Origin of the sequence: uncultured Desulfovibrio sp. (assembly GCF_910584445.1) — a bacterium.
GTDB lineage: Bacteria > Desulfobacterota > Desulfovibrionia > Desulfovibrionales > Desulfovibrionaceae > Desulfovibrio.
Map to the genome: position 1 here is coordinate 40,009 of NZ_CAJUBO010000011.1, position 19,138 is coordinate 59,146.

Annotated in this window: 19 protein-coding genes; 4 read left to right on the top strand and 15 right to left on the bottom strand. The window is 66.2% G+C overall.

Annotated elements, in window-relative coordinates:
* Positions 1-28: 28 nt before the first annotated feature.
* The 15 genes from QZ294_RS06675 to QZ294_RS06745 all read right to left on the bottom strand — a co-directional run bounded on the left by QZ294_RS06675 (position 29) and on the right by QZ294_RS06745 (position 14,488).
* Entirely contained in the window at positions 29-901 is an 873-nt protein-coding gene (locus QZ294_RS06675; protein ID WP_297048220.1) for a prephenate dehydrogenase/arogenate dehydrogenase family protein, read from the bottom strand.
* Complete coding sequence (locus QZ294_RS06680) at positions 898-2,334, bottom strand: 3-phosphoshikimate 1-carboxyvinyltransferase (protein WP_297048222.1); 1,437 nt, start codon at positions 2,332-2,334, stop codon at positions 898-900. The genes QZ294_RS06675 and QZ294_RS06680 overlap by 4 nt, the downstream gene beginning before the upstream one ends.
* Before the next feature lies 1 nt (position 2,335).
* On the bottom strand, positions 2,336-3,538 hold the full coding sequence (gene pheA, locus QZ294_RS06685) for a prephenate dehydratase (protein WP_297048224.1): 1,203 nt from the start codon (positions 3,536-3,538) through the stop codon (positions 2,336-2,338).
* Positions 3,539-3,540: 2 nt separating this feature from the next.
* Positions 3,541-4,536, bottom strand: coding sequence for a 3-dehydroquinate synthase II family protein (locus tag QZ294_RS06690; RefSeq protein WP_297048226.1), 996 nt, complete (start codon positions 4,534-4,536; stop codon positions 3,541-3,543).
* Positions 4,537-4,540: 4 nt separating this feature from the next.
* Complete coding sequence (locus tag QZ294_RS06695) at positions 4,541-5,338, bottom strand: 2-amino-3,7-dideoxy-D-threo-hept-6-ulosonate synthase (protein ID WP_297048228.1); 798 nt, start codon at positions 5,336-5,338, stop codon at positions 4,541-4,543.
* Between the two features lie 300 nt (positions 5,339-5,638).
* Entirely contained in the window at positions 5,639-6,391 is a 753-nt protein-coding gene (locus QZ294_RS06700) for a hypothetical protein (RefSeq protein WP_297048231.1), read from the bottom strand.
* Between the two features lie 23 nt (positions 6,392-6,414).
* Entirely contained in the window at positions 6,415-7,758 is a 1,344-nt protein-coding gene (locus QZ294_RS06705; protein ID WP_297048233.1) for an MFS transporter, read from the bottom strand.
* Between the two features lie 25 nt (positions 7,759-7,783).
* Complete coding sequence (locus tag QZ294_RS06710; RefSeq protein WP_297048235.1) at positions 7,784-8,797, bottom strand: urea transporter; 1,014 nt, start codon at positions 8,795-8,797, stop codon at positions 7,784-7,786.
* Positions 8,798-8,815: 18 nt separating this feature from the next.
* Positions 8,816-9,763, bottom strand: a complete 948-nt coding sequence (locus QZ294_RS06715) for an urease accessory protein UreD (protein WP_297048237.1) — start codon at positions 9,761-9,763, stop codon at positions 8,816-8,818.
* 7 nt (positions 9,764-9,770) lie between these two features.
* On the bottom strand, positions 9,771-10,397 hold the full coding sequence (gene ureG / locus QZ294_RS06720) for an urease accessory protein UreG (RefSeq protein ID WP_297048238.1): 627 nt from the start codon (positions 10,395-10,397) through the stop codon (positions 9,771-9,773).
* Positions 10,398-10,433: 36 nt separating this feature from the next.
* Positions 10,434-11,216, bottom strand: coding sequence for an urease accessory protein UreF (locus QZ294_RS06725; RefSeq protein ID WP_297048240.1), 783 nt, complete (start codon positions 11,214-11,216; stop codon positions 10,434-10,436).
* Complete coding sequence (locus tag QZ294_RS06730; protein ID WP_297048243.1) at positions 11,161-11,766, bottom strand: urease accessory protein UreE; 606 nt, start codon at positions 11,764-11,766, stop codon at positions 11,161-11,163. Before QZ294_RS06730 ends, QZ294_RS06725 begins: the two co-directional genes overlap by 56 nt.
* 111 nt (positions 11,767-11,877) lie before the next feature.
* A complete protein-coding gene (locus QZ294_RS06735; RefSeq protein ID WP_297048245.1) occupies positions 11,878-13,596 on the bottom strand; it encodes an urease subunit alpha in 1,719 nt (572 codons plus the stop codon).
* A 2-nt stretch (positions 13,597-13,598) separates the two neighbouring features.
* The gene (locus QZ294_RS06740) at positions 13,599-14,027 is read right to left on the bottom strand and encodes an urease subunit beta (RefSeq protein ID WP_366140560.1); all 429 of its coding nucleotides are present in this window, start codon (positions 14,025-14,027) and stop codon (positions 13,599-13,601) included.
* 158 nt (positions 14,028-14,185) lie between these two features.
* Positions 14,186-14,488, bottom strand: a complete 303-nt coding sequence (locus QZ294_RS06745; RefSeq protein WP_297048249.1) for an urease subunit gamma — start codon at positions 14,486-14,488, stop codon at positions 14,186-14,188.
* Positions 14,489-15,174: 686 nt separating this feature from the next.
* Between QZ294_RS06745 and QZ294_RS06750 the strand changes: the two genes are divergently transcribed.
* The 4 genes from QZ294_RS06750 to QZ294_RS06765 all read left to right on the top strand — a co-directional run bounded on the left by QZ294_RS06750 (position 15,175) and on the right by QZ294_RS06765 (position 19,118).
* Positions 15,175-16,407 (top strand): dicarboxylate/amino acid:cation symporter, encoded by a 1,233-nt coding sequence (locus QZ294_RS06750; protein WP_297048251.1) that lies wholly within the window; start codon positions 15,175-15,177, stop codon positions 16,405-16,407.
* An 18-nt stretch (positions 16,408-16,425) separates the two neighbouring features.
* A complete protein-coding gene (locus tag QZ294_RS06755; RefSeq protein ID WP_297048253.1) occupies positions 16,426-17,136 on the top strand; it encodes an amino acid racemase in 711 nt (236 codons plus the stop codon).
* Between the two features lie 109 nt (positions 17,137-17,245).
* Complete coding sequence (locus QZ294_RS06760; protein ID WP_297048255.1) at positions 17,246-18,253, top strand: D-cysteine desulfhydrase; 1,008 nt, start codon at positions 17,246-17,248, stop codon at positions 18,251-18,253.
* Positions 18,254-18,458: 205 nt separating this feature from the next.
* Positions 18,459-19,118, top strand: coding sequence for a GntR family transcriptional regulator (locus tag QZ294_RS06765; protein WP_297048257.1), 660 nt, complete (start codon positions 18,459-18,461; stop codon positions 19,116-19,118).
* Positions 19,119-19,138 lie beyond the last annotated feature (20 nt).

Sequence of the window (19,138 nt, forward strand, 5' to 3'; positions counted from 1 at the left end):
GCGTGGCGGCGTTTCCGGCCGCCCGGCGTCACCCGGCGCAGGCCGGGGGCACGCCTTCCCGGCGGTCCGCCGGACCATCAGCCCCGGCATCGCCATCGTTGCGGGGGCTTTCGCCCTCTTCCCACCACCAGCGCGCACGGCGGCAAAGCAGGTCGATATCGCCCGCGGCGGCCACATTGAGCATCTTGCGGTACTGGCGCACGGCCTCGTGGCTGTAGGCATTGGACTCGAAAAGCCCGCTGAAAAGCTCCGCATCCTCGGTGAGCATCTTGGCGGCCGCCGCCTTCCGGCGCGCGAAGGAGGGCGTGAGAAAGGGCAGAAGCTCCTCCTTGCCCGCCAGCAGGGCGAAGTAGGCAAGATTGGTGATGAAGTTCGCATTCTGGATGTGGGCCATGGCCCGATCGTGGGTGGCGGCGGAGCAGCGGAAGGTGCGGCAGCCCAGGGTCTGGAAAAAGCCCTCCACCCGGGCAAGATGCCGCGCCCTTGCGGCGCGTCCGGCGACCACGGCCACGGGCAGGTCCGCTCCTGGCGCGGCTTTCGGCCCGAAGAGCGGATGCGTGCCCACCACAGCCCCCTGCCACAGCCGCTCCATCTGACGCAGGGGCCGCTCCTTGACGGATGTGATGTCCGCCAGGATGGCATCGGGCGCAAGCTGCGCGACCACCGCCTCCGCCACGTCCGCAAAGACCGCCGCGGGCACGCACAGCAGGGCAAGGTCCGCCCCGGCCAGGGCCGCTTCCAGCGCTTCCGGCGTCAGGGGCTGATCCGCGCCCGACATGGCAAGGCCGGCCTCGCGGCCCCTGGTCAGAAGCATCTGACCCATGCGCCCCCGGCAGCCGATGATGGCGGTGCGCTTCGGGGGGGCAGGGCGCGCCGCCGCCTCTTCCTTCTCCACGCTCATGCGAGGCGGCTCCAGAATTCCCAGAACCGCGGGAAGGACTTGCGTACCACCGTGGCGTCATCCAGGCGGCCACGCACGTCAAGGGAGGGATCGCGCAGGCCCAGAAGCGCCAGGGACATTGCCATGCGGTGGTCATTATGCGCCGAAAGCACGGCATCCTCCCGCACATGGGGAGCGTCGGGCCGGTTGCGGACATGGCCCGCAAGACCGCCCATGCCGCTCACGAGCAGGCCGTCCGAAAGCGCGTCCACCATGACGCCCGCCTTGCCCAGCTCCTCCGCCGGGGCCGCGATGCGGTCGGATTCCTTGAGGCGCAGATGCGCCACATTGCGGATGCGCGTGGAGCCTGTGGCAAAGGCCGCCAGCACGGCCACCGTGGGCACGAGGTCCGGGCAGGCGCCCATGTCCAGTTCCACGCCGTGCAGCGGGGAGGGGAAGACCGTCACGGCATCCGTCTCCACCTGCACCCGCGCGCCCATTTTCTGGAGGATGTCGAGCAGGGCGCGGTCGCCCTGGAGGGAATCCGCGCGCAGCCCCTCCACGCGCACCGGCCGCCCGCCCAGCGCCCCGGCGGCGAGAAAGTAGGACGCTCCCGACCAGTCGCCCTCCACGGCGTAGTCTCCCGGCTGATAGGCGCCGGGCCAGACCGTGACGCGCAGGCACCCGGGCGCGGCGTCACGCAGGGCGCGCCAGGCCGTGCCGGAGAGCGCCTCCCAGGGGTCGCCCTCGCGCGCGCGCATGGACACCCGGAAACGGATGCCGAAATCCGTGAGGCACTGAAGGGTCAGCCCCACATAGGGCCAGGACACGGCCTTGCGCCCGGCCAGCTCCAGGGTGAGCGGCGAGGGGCACAGGGGCGCCGCCAGCAAAAGGCCGGAGAAATACTGGCTCGACGATTCCATGCCCACGCGCACCACCCCGTCCGCCAGGGACGGCGCAAGCCCGCACGCCTGAAGCAGGAAGGGCGGGCATCCGGCGGTCCCTTCAAAGGTCACGCCGGCGCCCAGGCGCACGAGGCTGTCGCACAGCTCGCCAATGGGGCGCTGGTGCATGCGGCCCGAGCCGAAAATGCGGAACAGGCCCTCGCCCGCCGCCAGCACGGCCGTGAGCAGGCGGCAGGTGGTGCCGGATTCGCCCACGTCGCACGCCAGCGGGCGCCCGTGGCCCCCGCGCGGCGCCCCGGCCATGCCGCGCACGCGCCAGCCCGCGGCGTCCCCGTCCAGCGGCTCCATGGCGGCGCCCGCGCCGCAGAGGATGGCGCGCGTGCGTTCCAGATCCGCGCTCTCAAGGGTGTGGCGCACGCGCGATTCCCCGTCGGCCAGGGCCGCGCCGATGAGATAGCGGTGCGAGAGGGACTTGGACGCCGGTGCCGGGATGACCACCGGCGCGCCGTCCGCGACCGCGCCGGTGGTGGCTGCGCTGTGTTCCGTCATTTCAGATACCTTCCTCGTCATCATGTGCTCCGCTGTCCAGATTCATGCGGTCAAGCTGTGGCCCGGTGGGATAGGAACCGAGAATGCGGAAGCTCGTGCAGGCGTGACCAAGGCGCCGGAGCAGGTCCGCATGCCGGGGATGATCCAGGTCGCTCTCCACATCGGCAAAAAAGACGTATTTGCCGAGCTGGCCGTGGAGTGGCCGCGATTCGAGCTTGCGCATGTTGATGCCGTCGGCCGCCAGCAGCTCCAGCACGGTGGAGAGCGCCCCCGCCCTGTCCGGGAGCGTGAACAGGAGCGAGGTCTTGTCCGCGCCCGCCTGGTCCCCGGGCGTGGGCCGGGGCACCACGCCGGCGCGGGCGTCCGCCGTGCGCGGCGCGATGATGACAAAACGCGTCCAGTTGCCGGGTTCGTCCTCGATGCGCCGGGCGAGGACGCCCAGACCGAGCAGGTCCGCCAGCTTGCCGTTGCCGATGGCCGCCGTGTCCGCCTCGGCCACGGCGCGTTCGGCGGCGGCCGCCGTGGACTCCACGGGCACCAGGGCCGCCGCGGGCAGATGGGCGCGGAGCCAGCCGCCGCACTGGGCCAGGGGCTGCGGGTGGGAATAGACGGTCCTGATCCTTGCCAGACTCTCCGCAGTGGAGAGCAGGCAGTGGGAAATGCGCGAAAAGAGTTCCGCCTCGATGACCACATCGTGCTTGAGGAAGAGGTCGAAACTCACGCCCACCGTGCCCTGAAGGGAATTTTCCAGCGGCACCACGCCCAGCTCGCAGGCGCCGGAGCAGACCTCCTCGAACACGCCCGCAATGTCCCGGCAGGGATGGAAACAGGCGGCATGGCCCAGATATTCCACGCCCGCGAAGTAGGAAAAGGTCCCCTCCGGTCCCAGATAGGCCACGTTCTGCGGCCGCTGGAGCGCGCGCGAGGACGAAAGGATCTCGCGCCAGATGGCGCGCAGGTGCGGCTCCGGCAACGCGCCGGGATTGCGCGCCGCCAGGGAGTCAAGCAGGTCCCGCTCCCGCAGGGGCTTGAAGATGATGCCCGGCGCCTCGGCCTTGATGCGGCCCACCTCGCGGCTCAGGGCCGCGCGCTGGTTGAAGAGCCGCAAAAGCTCGCCATCCACGGCGTCGATCTCGCCCCTGATGGCCGCCAGGCGCGCGCTGCCCGCGACCGCGCCGGCGCTCTCGTTGCGTTCAGGGCACATGTTCAGACCTCCCGGATGTCCTCGGCAACGCGCATGCCGAAATGTCGCCCCGCCCCGCCCGTGGCGTCGTCCACCCGGCAGAGCACTTCGTCGCCGGGGGAGAGCGTCACCACGCTCACCGGCTCGCCCGTGGGCGTCACCAGGCGGATGGTCTCCGCATTCTGGAGGAAGACGGCGCCCCGGCGCGGGCCGTCCGCGTCCGCCGCCTCCGCCTCGATGAGCAGCATGGGGCGTACCTCGATCTTGACGCGCCCGAGCGTGACGACCCTGGTGGCGCCGTCCGCGTCCGCCACCAGCACCTCCTGCCCGGCGCGCAGTTCACCGAGATAGGTGGTGCGGTCATGCGGCAGGCGCACATAGGCGTGCACCGCGCCCGCATTGACGCGGAAGGGCCGGGCCGCCACATATTCGTTATGTTCGGTCTCGGCATGCACCAGAAAGGTGAAGGCGCTGGAATTGCCCACCAGCATGCCCTGGCCGCGTTGCAGGAGGGAGAGCGTGTCCGCGCAGACGCGGTGCCCCAGGCCCACGGTCTCCACGCGCGTGATGCGCGCGGGCACGAGCTGCTCCCGGCCCTGGGCGAGCTTGCACTGGGCCACGATGGCCTTGAGTTCGCCCGCGGCCGTGACCGGAACGACAATGCCGGCCACGCCGCGCTCCAGGATGCCCGCCGCCAGCTGGGCGGTCTTCAGGTCCGCCGCCTCGGCCAGGACGGCGTCGCTCTGGGCCAGCAGGTTCTCCACCGGGATGACCTCCCAGCCGGAGGCCAGCACCACGCGCTCCCCGGCGCGGAGGCGTGCCAGCGCGCCCTCCTCGTCGGCCTTGGCGGCCAGGGCGACGCGCGGCGTCTCCTCGTCGGCCCAGACTTCGCACCGCGCGAGCGAGGCCGCCTGCGCCGCGTCCCGGGCGGGCACGATGACGCCGTCCACCCCCGACTCCAGCGCCAGGGTGAGGGCGGCCTTGTCATAGGGCACACAGCGGAAATAGATGCGCGACATGATGCTATTCCCCCACGATCTCAAGGGCCTGCTCCACCGTGGCGTTTTCATGCACGATGGCGCGCAGCGCCCGCACCAGTTCCACCCGGCGCGGATGCTGGAAGACGTTGCGGCCCATGGAGATGCCCGCGCCGCCCGCCTTGAGGGAATCCGAAACCATCTGGAGGATCTCGCGGTTGGAATCCATGCGCTCGCCGCCCGCGATGACCACGGGCACGCAGCAGCCGGCCACCACATCGGCGAAGCTTTCGATGTCGCCGGTGTAGGAGACCTTGACGATGTCCGCACCCAGCTCCACGCCCACGCGGGCGCAGTGGGCGATGGCCGCCGGATCGAAGCTGTTCTTCACCTGCGGGCCGCGCGCATAGACCATGGCAAGCAGGGGCATGTGCCAGTTGTCGCAGGCTTCGGCCACCTTTCCCATATCGCGGAGCATGTCGCGCTCATTGACATCGCCCAGGTTGATATGCACCGAGACGGCGTCCGCCCCGTGTTTCAGCCCCTCTTCCACCGTGCCCACCAGGGTCTTGGTGTTGCCGTTGGGCGAGAGCGCCGTGGACGCGGAAAGGTGGACGATGAGGCCGATATCCTTGCCCGCGCTGCGGTGCGAGCAGCGCACCAGGCCCTTGTGCATGAGCACCGCGTCCGCCCCGGCCTTTGCCATGTCGTTGACGGTCTCGCGCATGTCGATGAGTCCGTCCACAAGGCCCATGGTCACCCCGTGGTCCATGGGCACGATGATGGTGCGGCCGGTGGTGCGGTTGAGGATGCGCTCCATACGAACCTGTTTGCCGAGGTACATGGAAAGACTCCTTGCGTTTGCCCGCCAGCGCCGGACCGGACCGGCGGAACAAAAAAGGGCCGCCGGCATATGCCCGCGGCCCTGAACTTCACGTTGGCGGCGATATGACGTCAGCGCAGTTCCCGGCCGCAAGCTCCCATAAAGTACGCAAAGAACCGGCGATCAGCGCCGGTGACGTACTGGAAAGCTGCGGGGAAACGAACGCTCGACATACAAGACTCCGTGTTCAGTGAATAGCTTTGCCGCCCTTTGCCTGTCAAGATTTTTTTGCCGCCGGCGGCAAAAAAGTCCGCCGCCGCCTCACTGCTGGTTCTGTCCCGGCGCGGACCCCTTGAGCTTACGGTTGTACATGGTGATCATCTGGCCGAAATAGACGGTGAACAGCGGAAACATGATGAGTCCGAGCAGCGACAGGATCAGCCCCAGGATCATGCCGATGGGCGTCACCGGGTTGATGTAGCAGCCCACCGTGGAGGCGTTCATGCCGGACCACCACTGGGCATACCAGAAATTCTTGACAGCCGGGTTCACCGCCTTTTCGGCCACATAGAAGATGAGGCCGGACATATAGATGATGGGCACCAGGACGAGCAGGTAGGAGGCAAAGACCGTGGTGGCAAGGTTCTCCGTCACATAGGTCACCACCATGACGAGCGCCACGATGCCCCGCACGATGGGGATAAAGCAGATGTAGGAAAGAAGTTCGTGGCTGACGAACAGGCCATATTGCTCGATAATATTCAGATACGGAATGGAAATGAACAGAAATGGAAAGGAAAGAACAAAAAATCTCAACTTGTGCTTCGATATTATAAATCTGTATAAATATTCCGCAAGAAACACGATACATACATAAAACTGATACTCCATATAGAGTGAATTTTCGAGATAATCAACCCCGCGATACGTATCAAGCGAGATAAAGGCAATCAGCCCGAACGAAAGCACGAGAACAAGAAAGTTCAAAAAATGCGGCAGCTTTTCCGACCAGAAGGGATGCCCCTTTGCCGTGACGGCGCCGGCAGTTGCGGCGTCCGTTGCACCTGTCGTCATGATATCCACCTCGGGAACTGTTTTCACAAGAGTTTCAAGCGCTTGCCATAGACAAACGTCACCGCCGCCCCCAGAAGCTGCACCGCGATGGAAACCTGGAGCACGGCGGCGATGCCCCCCCAGGCCAGAAGGGCGGGCATGGAGAACACGCCCAGGATGGCCCCGACCTTGCCCAGCATGGCGGCAATGCCCATGCCGGCCCCGCGTTCCGCCACCGGATAGATCATTGAGGGAATGATGAAGGTGACGAGGTGCGGGCCTGCGTTGAGCGCCACTTCAAAGACCACGAAGCCAAGCAGGCTGACCCAGGCGGGCCAGCCCCGCAGGTGGGCGGCAAGCAGGGCGCCCAGCGCGCAGGCGCAGAGCACGAAGCCCCAGCCCATGAGCCGGGTGATGTTGACCTTGTGCAGGATGGCGAGGCCAAGGGCAAAACCGGCGCCGATGAAGATATTGATGAAGATGGTCGTGCGGACCGAGTCCAGGACTTTGGGCACCCCGGGGGACACCTCGCCCTGAAGGCCCAGGGCCATGACAAGGATGGGCAGGAAAACGCCGAAGCCATAGACGCCCAGCCCTTCGCAGGCCCAGGAAACGCCGCTGAAAATGACCTTTTCCAGGTTTTCGCCCGCAAACATGCGCCGCCAGGGCACGGCCGCGCCCGCCTGCCCGGCCGGGAGCGGCAGGGCCTCGGCCCGGGGTCCGAGAAAGGCCCTGGCCGCCTTCTGGGCTTCGGCCTGCTCCCCCCGCGCCATGAGCCAGCGCGGGCTTTGGTACCAGCGGAGCCTGAGCGCGAAGGCCAGCAGCCCCAGAGCGCCGATGACGAGGATCAGGCCGGGCCATGCGGCGGCGGAAGGGTCGGCCCGCAAAAGCAGATAGCCCGCCGCCGCGCCGCCCACAAAGCCCAGGGAACAGGTGGCCTTGGCGAGGCCCACGAAAAAGCTTTCCCAGCGCGCGGGCATGATCTCGGAGATATAGCCCGAATCCAGGCTGTAGCCCCCGCCCACCCCAAGGCCCATGACGAACAGGAACAGGGACAGCGGCAGGACACTGTCGGACGCATAGGCGCCCGCCGCGCCCGCCGCGATGATGAGCGGGCAGAGCCTGAACCAGAGGAGATAGCCCATGGCGTCCATGAGCCTGCCGATGACGAGGGAGCCGGCGGCGATGCCCACCAGACCGGCGGCGCCGAGGATGCCCTGGTCCAGGGCGCTCAGGCGCGGGCTGCCCAGCAGGAGGATGAGCGGGATGATGATGCCCACGATGGTGGACAACGCGGCGCCGATGAGCTGCTCCAGCGACGCGACCGCGAAAATGTACCAGTGCCTCGCCCGCAACGGCATGCGCGCGAGAGGGATGGGCGCGTTCATAGGCAAGATCCCCGGCGGCGCGGCGTCACTGCTTCTTCCCGTCCTTCTTCTTCCAGTCGCGCATGTCGGGGTGATCCTGCCCGTCCAGCTTGTAGAGCGGCAGCAGGAACATCCAGGTGGCGATGCAGAAGGGCGCCGTCAGGGTGGGGATGCCCCAGGGCGCCATGAGCGTGTCCATGCCGGCCTGGATGAAGACCGTGGCAACAACGGCGGCCGCGGCCCACAGGGCGCTCTTCCAGTTGACCCGGTAGAAGGTGGTGCCCACGGCGATGCCGGTCAGCACCGGGCTGAAGCCGAACAGCCCGGCCGTGACGTCCGCCGGGTCCGCGGCGAAGCTCACGGCAACGAGGAGGGCGAGCGCCGAGGATACCGCGGCATAGATCGCCGCCCAGACGCTGCACACGGCAAGCCCCGCCAGGAAGAGAAGCCCGGTGATGGCGTCATTGATGAGAAAGACCTGGGAAATGCCCTTCAGCCAGTATGTGGCGAACGCCGCAAGGCTCCAGTCGATCTGGCCGCCGATGTGGATGATGAGGGCCGGGGAGTCCGCGTCGGCCAGGGGCGTGGCGGTCAGCACCCGCGCGGAGAGCAGAAAGATCCACGTCAGGAAGACGAAGGGAAAGGTCAGGGAATTGATCTTGAACTGGGCCGTCACGTTGTTGAAGCCGCGCCGCATCCAGGTGGTGAGCATGGCGCAGCAGACGAGGCTCACCCACATGAGCGGCACAGGGGCCAGGAAGGTGGGAAAGGCGCAGCCCACCAGGATGCCGTTGAAGCCCCACAGGCCGTCCCGGCCGTCCTCCACATGCACGCCCAGGAGCCAGCCCGCAAGGGACGAGGCCAGAAGACCCAGAACGGCTCCCCACGCCACCTGGGGCGCGGAGGCGCTGTAGGCGCCCCAGAAAATGCCCGCCAGGAACAGAAGCCCCGACCAGGCGCTTTGCTGGAACATCACCTGGCCGCTGCCGCGCAACAGCGCCCGCACGGCTCCCTTGAGCGAAAAGGCGTAGGACGCCCCCTCAGCGGTCTGTATCTCCATGTCGCACCTCACAGCATCTCAGCGCCAGGGAAATTCCGGCGGCAACGGCCGCCCCTTGACCTCTCGGCGCACGGTGGAACAGAAATTCCTGACAACGGCCTTCACCGGCCCGGGTTCCATGCCCAGGACCTTGAAAAGCAGCCCCGCCCCGTTGGGCAGGTGCGTGACGCCGCACGCGAGCCGCCGCTCCGCGTCGATGAACGGCTCCGTCGCCGCGTAGATGGCGTCGGCCCTGTCTTGCGGCGCCAGCACGATGACATTGGCGAAAACGTCGTAGCGCCCGAGCACGCCGCAGTCCCGCAGGCGGCCGGCGCCAGGCTCGATGACGAACTTTTCCCGGAAAAGCGGCGCGCCGTCCGGGCGCCGGGCATGGGCGCAGACGGAGAGCACGTCGTACCGGAACAGCTCCCCCCCCTTGGAGTACTTGCGCCCCGGCATGTAAATTTCGGAATAGAACATGGCCGCGGAGGGGGCCGCGATGATCTCCGTGTCCGAGATGAAGCGGGTGTGCCTGCAGGGGATGACCGGCTCGGGCAGATATTCCAGATAGGCGTCGTCCTCCAGCGTGATGGACTGCTTCATGCCGGAATAGTTGCGCGACATTTCCGCCAGCTTGGTGGCCGCGCCGGTGCTGATGAAGGCCATGGACCCCTGTTTCAGGCAAAAATTCTGCACATAGCGGTCGCCGTCCACATTGGGACCGCCGGACGAGAGGATATAGACGCAGGGCATGTCCGGCAGTTCCGCGTCAAAGTAGAGCGCCTTCTGCACGATGAGCGGCGCCCGGCGGTCCAGCTCGCGCAGGATGGACCTGCCCTCGCGGTCGCGTTCAAAGCCCAGGTTCAGGTAGCCGCGCTTGCCGGGGCAGCCCACATACATGCCCGCCGGCTCCTCGGTGAAGCCGGCAAGCTCCGGCATGGCGTCGAAATCGGCCCCGGGGGCATCGGAATAGTGTCGGACCGCCATGGCCGCCTCAGTCTTCCCTTGCCTTGTCGAAAAGCGCCATCCTGAAGATCAGCCCGATGAGCGCGTCGATGCCTTCGCCGGTCAGGGAATTGGTGAAGACAAAGGGCTTGCCGGGGCGCATGAGGCGGCTGTCATGGTCCATGACCTCCAGCGAGGCCCCCACATAGGGCGCGAGGTCGGTCTTGTTGATGACCAGGATGTCGCTCTGGGAAATGCCCGGGCCGTCCTTGCGCGGGATCTTGTCGCCCGCGGCCACGTCGATGACATAGATGAAAAAATCCACCAGGGCGGGGCTGAAGGTCAGGGTGAGGTTGTCGCCGCCGGACTCGATGAGCACCACATCGGCGTCGGGAAACTTCGCCTCCATCTCCTCCACGGCGGCGATGTTCATGGAAGGGTCCTCGCGCACCGCCGTGTGCGGGCAGGCCCCGGTCTCCACGCCGATGATCCGGTCTTCCATGAGGATGCCCTTGAGCGTCTTGCGCACATGCTTGGCATCCTCGGTGGTCACGATGTCATTGGTGATGATGAGCACGCTCATGCCGCGCTCCATGAGGCGCGGGGTGATGGACTCGATGAGGGCCGTCTTGCCGCTGCCCACCGGGCCGCCGACGCCGATCCTGCATGTCGACATATATCCTCGCAAACGGTTTGGGCGTCGCCGCCGTGGTCAGTTCATGAACATCCGCATGGTGCCTTTCTCGTGGAGCGAGGCGAGGATGTCCATTTCGGGAACAAAGGCGTTCATGTTCTCAAAGCCCATGGTCGCGGCCTTCGTGTACATGGATTCCACCTCGCCGCCCAGCGTGAAAAGGATCTGCTGCGTGTCGTAATGCGAAACGCGCACGCACCTGAGCGCCGCCGAAAGCACCATATTGATCACGCCGTACTGGTGCGCCACATAGAGCGCCTTTTCCCCCAGCCCCGCCAGGGCAAAGGCGATGCCCTGGGCCACGGGCCATGTCCCCGGCGTCGCGCCGCTCCCGATGTCGGCGAGCCAGCGGGCGAACAGGCTGTCGCCGCCATAAAGGCGCACCCCCAGTTCGGCGAACTTCTTGCCCATGCGGCAGAGCATGAGGCGCGCCTCGTCGTTCATCTTGAAAAGCAAAAGCTGCCTGTCGGCCCGGCAAATGCCCTCATAGTCGCCGGCGCGCGCGGCCCGCCATGCCAGAAGCGCCGCCACGCCGTCACTGTAGGCCGCCTGGGTCGCCACCGAGCGCGTATAGGACTCGAGGGTCGCGGCGTCATGGACGAGTCCGAGATGGGAAGCCGTTTCCAGCCCGTTGGAAAACGAAAACGTCCCCACCGGAAGGGTGGAGTCCGAAAACTGGATGAGCCGGAACAGCGTTGCCATGGACTCCGCCGCCGAAGCGCGGGGGAGGGCTTCGCCGGGGCGCTCATTCCCGCTCATGGCCGTGCCCGTGGTCATGTCCATGATCATGCCCGTGGTCATGGGGGTGGCTGTGGCTCCCGTGCGAGGCCCCGCCGAAGAGCCGGCGGATCTCGTGCGGCGCCATGTAGGGGATGACCTCCCTGCCCGGCTGGAATTCGTAGCGCACTCCTTCCAGATGGTGCGTGTCCATGACGCTGAGCATGACCTGTTTATCCACTGTCAGGGGCACATAGACCCTGGCGCCCTTGACCACCGCGGGCCAGTGCTGGTTGCCGATGGCGTGGCCGAGTTCCACGCTGCGGCGGATGAGCGCCTCGGCGCTCTCGTCCTCCAGCGCCGACAGGTCAAGGACGAGAACGGGATTGAGTTCGAGCCTGAGCGCGGCCACACGCCTGGCCGGGGCATCGTGGAACACGATGTCGCCATCGACCACCTGGGTCTGGCGCCTGAGCGCGATGGGATACTCCGTTCCCCGCTCGCCGACGGCCAGAAAGCGCGATTTCTGGGCGGTCCACTGGTCGATGGGGATATATTCGATATCCAGCTCGGGCAGGCGCTCCTTCCACTCGGGGGCATGGAGGTTCCCGAGGATGCGGGTGCAGATTTCCATAGGCTGACCGCAAAGGTTGAGGGTGAGGCGCCGCCTCCCGCGCGGAAGGCGGCACATGAGGGGCGGCCCCGGCGGCGCCCGCCGCAACAGCGGACGCCGCCGGTCCTGTGGCTAGCTGAACCAGTAGAGCTGCGCCAGCGCCAGCTCCTTGGCCGGCGGCACATAGGCGAGCGTGCCGTTCACATAGACATTGAAGGTCTCGGGATCCACCTCGATCTGCGGCATGGCCGTATTGCGCACCATGTCATGCTTGGTGACCTGGCGGGTCTTGCGGACCGGGTAGATGATATTCTCGATGCCGAAGCGGGCCACGGTGCCCGCGTCCACCGCCGCCTGGGAGGTGAAGCGCACGCAGGTCCTGGGCATGGCCCTGCCGAAGGCGCCGTACATGGGCCGCATGATCTTGGGCTGCGGGGTGGGCAGCGAGGCGTTGGGGTCGCCCATGTTGGCCCAGTTGATGAGTCCGCCCTTGATGACCAGCTTGGGCTTGGTGCCGAAGAAGGCGGGTTCCCAAAGGACGAGGTCCGCCATCTTGCCCACTTCGATGGAACCGAGGATCTCGCTGATGCCGTAGGTGATGGCCGGGTTGATGGTGATCTGGGCCAGATAGCGCAGCACGCGGAAGTTGTCGTTGGTGTCGCTGTCTTCGGGCAGCTTGCCGCGCACCTGCTTCATGTAGGAAGCCATCTGGAAGGTGCGCATGAACGACTCGCCCACGCGGCCCATGGCCTGCGAGTCGGACGAGACCATGGAGATGATGCCAAGGTCATGGAAGATGTTTTCCGCGGACTGCGTTTCCGGGCGCACGCGGCTTTCCGCGAAGGCCACATCCGAGGGGATGTTGGGGTTGAGGTTGTGGCAGACCATGATCATGTCGAAGAGTTCGGCCTGCGAGTTCACGCCGAAGGGCAGCGTGGGGTTGGTGGACGACGGCAGCACATTTGCCATGGAGGCCACTTTCAGGAGGTCGGGGGCGTGGCCGCCGCCCGCGCCTTCGGTGTGGTAGCTGTGGATCGTGCGGCCGTCGATGGCGGCGATGGTGTCTTCCACATAGCCGTTTTCGTTGAGCGTGTCCGAATGCAGCGCGACCTGCACATCCATCTCGTCGGCCACCTCAAGGCACTTCCGCAGGGCGGCGCAGGTGGTGCCCCAGTCCTCGTGGATCTTGAAGCCGCAGCAGCCGGCCACGATCTGCTCTTCCAGGGTCTCGCGGACGCTGGAATTGCCCTTGCCGAGGAGTCCGATATTGATGGGCAGGCCCTCGCAGGCCTCGAACATTTTCTGCACGTTCCACACGCCGGAGGTGATGGTGGTGCCGTTGGAACCGTCCGTGGGGCCAACGCCGCCGCCGATGAGCGTGGTGATGCCGTTGGAAAGGCAGTTATAGGCCTGCTGGGGCGAGACCATGTGCACATGGCCGTCAATGCCCGCCGCCGTCAGGATGCAGTGCTCGCCCGAAATGGCGTCCGTGGAGGGACCGGTGCAGAGATTGGGGCTGACGCCGTCCATGATGTTGGGGTTGCCGGCCTTGCCGATGCCCGCGATCTTGCCGTCCTTGACGCCCACGTCCGCCTTGATGACGCCCAGGATGGGGTCGATGATGGTGACGTTGGTGATGACCAGGTCCAGCGAGCCGCCCTTGCTGGTGATGGTGTTGGCCGTGCCCATGCCGTCGCGCAGGGTCTTGCCGCCGCCATAGACGGTCTCGTCGCCATAGACGCGCAGGTCCTTCTCGATCTCGACATAGAGATCCGTGTTGGCAAGACGGATCTTGTCGCCCACGGTGGGACCGAACAGGTCATTGTTGTTTTTTCTGGAAATGGTTGCCATTTTTACTTCCCCCGCTTGGCTGAAAGTTCGGCCGCGTTCACTTCGGCTTCCGCCTCCGCCTCGGAGACCGTCTTGAAGCCCAGGGTCGCCATCCGCTTGAGCGCGCGGATCCTGATGGGGTAATAGGTGGGATCGTCCTCAAGGCCCGCATAGCCGTCGGTGAGGTCGTTGAAGCCGATGAGCCGCCGCTTGCCGCCGAAGCTGACCAGCTCCACCTCCTTTTCCTCGCCCGGCTCGAAGCGGATGGCCGTGGTGGCGGGGATGTTCAGGTGCTTGCCGAAGGCCTGCGCGCGGTCAAACTCCAGATAACGGTTGACCTCGAAGAAATGGAAATGGCTGCCCACCTGGACAGGACGGTCGCCGGTATTGTGGACGACGACCTTCACCGTCCTGCGGTGGGCGTTATAGGTGATGTCGCCGTCCGCGAGGATGACGCCGCCCACCGGGCACGGAGCCGCGGGGGCAAAGCCCGGCGTCTTGGGGTACTCGATGGGGGGCTTGCCTTCAAAAACGCCCTGGGGGGTCGAATATGTCTGCCCGGCCTGTCCTGCCGTCTGGGTCGCTTTTGTAGTTGCCACGTCAACACCCTCTACTTGATTGGTTGATGGATGGAAACGAGCCGGGAACCGTCCGTGAAGACGGCCTCCACCTGGAGCAGGTCGATCATGTCGGCCACGCCGTCCATGACCTGCTCCTTGGTGAGCACCTGGGCCGCGTCGTGCATGACCTCCTCAACGGTCTTGCCTTCGCGGGCGCCTTCCAGCGCCGCGGAGGTGATGTAGGCGACCGCCTCGGGGTAGTTGAGCTTCAGGCCCTTCTTGAGCCTGCGCTCGGCGATGAGGCCCATGGAAAGCAGCAGGAGCTTGTCCTGCTCTTTGGGGGTAAGATGCATATTGGTCCTCCTTTCGTGGATGCGTCAAAACGGGCGGGAAACTCGGAATCTCGGACAGGGATCATGGAGCGATCCGCCCGTAACAACAGCAAAACCTGAGGCACAACAAAAAAACGGAAAATCTTTTGGGAACCGCTGACGCATCAGGGATGCATCAGCTCCCTGCCCCGGAAGGCGGGCGCCTTCCGGCGAAAGGCCGCCACATCGTCCCGTTGAGGGGAAAAGGAGCTTTCCCCTTCACGACATGCGGGCGGTCTTGCGGAGCAAGGCCGCGGGAAACGCGCCGACCGGCGTTTCCCTGAGCTGGAATCGAGCCTAGCGCTTTTTTCGGAGGGACACAAGACGCCAGGCTCCCGATGTGAGCGCCAGGAAGCCCCCGGAGCTTCCGGAGCGATGCCCCGCGTTCCGTCATTCCCCCCGTCCCCCGAATCGATTCCGGGATGCGGGCGCCGTTGGACCCGCCGGCGCCCCCCGCACGCGCGCCCCACGGTTTTTCGCGCGCCGCCCCGGGGCGCGGATGGTCCGCTTCCGCGAGGCCCTTGACAGCGATTGTGAGAAATGCCACAGCTATGCATACCGCTAATGTTGACATTTAACAGATTGCAAGTCGACAGGGATCATCCCGGCGGCGTGGCCGGGTGCCAACACCTTTCCGGGCAGTCCCGGAAAAGAGCAAAGGAGGGCATATGAACGGGAAACAACGGATGAGCCTGCCCGCGCAGATGGGCATCGGCATGGTGCTGGGCGTCCTTGCCGGGGCGCTCGCGCCGCATGTGGGCTTTGACCCCCAGTGGTTCAAGCCTTTCGGTCAGCTCTTCATCAACCTCGTGCGCATGGTGGTGGTGCCGCTGGTCTTTGCCACCCTGGTCGCCGGCGCCGCCAGCGTGGGCGATGTGGGCCGTCTTGGCCGCGTGGCCGGCAAGACCCTGGTCTACTACTTCGCCACCACGGCCATCGCCATCTGCATCGGCCTGGTGCTCGCCAATCTTTTCCAGCCGGGCGTGGGCCTTGATCTGTCCACGGCCAACCTCAAGGCCAGGGACGTCACCCCGCCAAGCCTCACCCAGGTGCTCCTCAACATCGTGCCCATCAATCCCATGGACAGCCTTGCCAAGGGCAGCATGCTCCAGATCATCTTCTTTGCCGTGCTGCTCGGATTTTCCCTGAGCATCTGCGGCGAGCGGGTCAGGGTGGTCACGGACTTCTTCAACGGCATGGGCGAGGTCATGATCCGCGTGACCACCATCGTCATGCTCTACGCGCCCATCGGCGTTTTCGCCCTGATGGCCTTCACCGTGGCCTCGCACGGGCTTGCGGTGCTGCTGCCGCTCATCAAGCTCGTCATCATCATGTATGTGGCGTGCCTGCTCCAGATCCTGCTTGTCTATCTGCCCTGCGTGAGGTTCAGCGGCCTCACGCCGGGCCGGTTCCTCAAGGGCATCAGCGAGCCGCTGCTCATCGCCTTCACCACCTGTTCCAGCGCCGCCGCCCTTTCCACCAACCTCATCAGCGTGGAAAAGCTCGGCGCCTCGCGCAGCGTCTCCAGCTTCTCCATTCCGCTCGGCAACACCATCAATATGGATGGCGCGGCCATCTACATGGGCATTGCCGCCATTTTCGCGGCCGAGGTCTATGGCATCCCCATGCCGCTGGACAAGCAGTTCGTGGTGCTGCTCATGGCCCTGCTGGCCTCCATCGGGTCCATGGGCGTTCCCGGCGCGGCGCTCATCATGATCACCATGGTCTTCACCCAGGTGGGCATCCCGCTTGAGGCCATCGCCCTGGTGGCGGGCGTGGACAGGATCATGGACATGGCCCGCACCACCATCAACGTCATGGGCGATGCCACGGGCGCCATCTTCGTCTCCAGGCTGGAGAACGACATGGACCCCGCGCGCGGCGCGGCCATGAAGCTATGAGATATGACGGAGGGAGTCATGCGGACATGCGGCATCCTCGGCGGCATGGGTCCCGAGGCCACCATTGACCTCATGCGGCGCATCGTGGCCCATACCCGGGCGCAGGACGATGCGGACCATGTCCACTGCCTGGTGGACAACAATCCCCAGGTGCCCTCGCGCATCAAGGTCCTGCTGGAGGGCGGGACGGTCTCGCCCGGCCCGTGCATGGCGGCCATGGGCCGGGGGCTGGAGGCCCAGGGGGCGGACTTTCTCTGCATCGCCTGCAATACCGCCCACAACTGGCGCGACGAAGTGGCCCGGGCCGTAAACATCCCGGTGCTGGACATGATCGCCCTGGCCGCGGCCGAGGCGGCGCGCCGCGCGCCCAAAGCGCGGGCGGGCATTCTCGCCTCGCCCGCCGTGCGGCTCACCGGCCTGTACGAGGCGCCCTGCCGCGGGCAGGGCCTTGAGCCGGTCTTTGCCGACGAGGCCGAGGAAGCGCGGCTCCTGGGCGTCATCCGCGCCATCAAGGCCGGAAGGACAGGCGACGACGTGCGCGCCGACCTGAAGCGCGTGGTCGAAAATGTGCTGAACAAGGGCGCGGGCGTGCTCATCGCGGCCTGCACCGAGCTTGGCGTCATCGGCGTGGAGGCGCCCGTGCCCGTGGTGGATGCCGCCGATGCGCTGGCCGCCGCCATCGTGCTGGAGGGCGCCGGCCCGGACGCCCTGAAGCGGCCTGGAGCCTGACGCGACGGCGGCCCGGGCCTCCCCCGGGCCGCCACACACGCACACCAACAAACGCGCGGTCATACGGCCCGCCCCTGGCCGCGCAAGACCTCCCAAGGAGGAACATACGATGAATCTGGCACGCTTTCCCCGTCGCGGCTATGTGAAGGAACCCACGCCGCTGGAATTCCTGCCCGCCTTCAGCAAGGCGCTGGGCGACAATATCCAGATCTGGATCAAGCGTGACGACCTGCTCCCCGGTGCGGGCGGCGGCAACAAGACCCGCAAGCTCGACTTCACCATCGCCGATGCTCTTTCCAAGGGCGCGGACACCATCATCACCTGCGGGGCCGTCCAGTCCAACCACTGCCGCCTGACGCTCGCCTGGGCCGTCCATGAAGGGCTGGACTGCCACCTTGTGCTGGAAGAACGCGTGCCCCACAGCTACAAGCCCACGGCATCGGGCAACAACTTCCTGTATCAGCTGCTCGGCGTGAAGAGCATCACCGTGGTGCCCGGCGGCAGCCCCATGATGGAAGAAATGGAAAAGGTGGCCGCCAAACTGCGCGCCGAGGGACGCAAGCCCTACATCGTTCCCGGGGGCGCCTCCAACGCCGTGGGCGCCCTGGGCTATGTGGCCTGCGCCCAGGAACTCATGGAACAGATGTTCGCCCAGCAGCTCAACTTCGACCACATCATCGTGCCCAGCGGCAGCGCGGGCACGCATGCGGGCTTTTTGTTCGGCATGCTCGGCTGCAACATGAACATTCCGGTGACGGGCATCGGCGTCAACCGCAAGAAGTCCGTCCAGGAAGAGGCCATCTACACGCTCATGCAGCAGATCGCGGACTACACGGACGCGCGCTTCCCGCTCCCGCGCGAGGCGGTCTCCGTCTTTGACGACTATGTGGGTCCGGGCTATTCGCTGCCCACGGACGCCATGGTCGAGGCCGTGACCATGCTGGCGCGCACGGAGAGCATCCTCCTGGATCCCGTGTATTCCGGCAAGGCCATGTCGGGACTCATCGATCTCGCCCGCAAGGGCTGGTTCACCAGGGGCAGCCGCGTGCTCTTCCTGCATACCGGCGGTTCCCCGGCGCTCTTTGCCTACGAGGACACCTTCCGCAAAGCCTGGTAAGGGAGTCCGCCCCGGAGCGCCCCGGCGCTCCGGGGTCCTTTCCCCGGCGGTCTGGCGCCCCTTCCGGTGCTCATCCTTGGCCTTGTCCGGCCTTCGGTGGAGCAGCGGGGCGGCACAGCCTGACGGCCCATAGCAAAACGCCAACGGGGATTGACACAGGACAAGGGCGGCGCTACCTCATACGTTCATTCGAGGAGGGCTGCCCTTGTCCCAGATCAAGACCTATGCCGAACAGGCCACGGCCTACATCAAGCAATGTCTTCTTGACGGCACCCTGTCCCCCGGCGACCCCATCCGCGAGACCGAGATCGCGCGCCATCTCGGCATCAGCCGCGGCCCGGTGCGCGAAGCCCTGCAAGGGCTGCTCCTGCAGGGCCTGGTCACGGGCGAACCGCAGAAGACCCGCTGCATCCGCCACCTCACCCTTCAGGAGATCGAGGACAGCTACTGCCTGGGCGGCACGCTGGAAGGCGCGTGCATCGTCCAGTCCCTGGAGCGCTGGGACGCGGGCGCCCTGGCGAACCTGGAGGGCATCCTCCAGGAGATGGCGCGGCAAAGCAGGACGGCCCCGGGCCTGGCCGCCCTGAGCCAGATCGACGAAGCCTTTCACGACGCCCTGCTGGCCCCCTGCCGCAACCGGCTCATGGCGGGCATCGCGCGCAATTCCTGCGCGCACATCTCCAAATTCCTCTACTACAAGTGCTGGGACACGCTCTTTTCCCCCGGCGAGTTTTACCAGCGCCATACCGTGCTATACGAGGCCGTTCGCAGCCGCGACCCGCGCATCATCGAGCGCGCCCTGCTGGAGCATTATGCCGAATCGGGCCGCAGGCTGGGGCTGGTCTGCGGCAGGCAGGAAGACTAAAGCGCGCCCCGGTCACACAC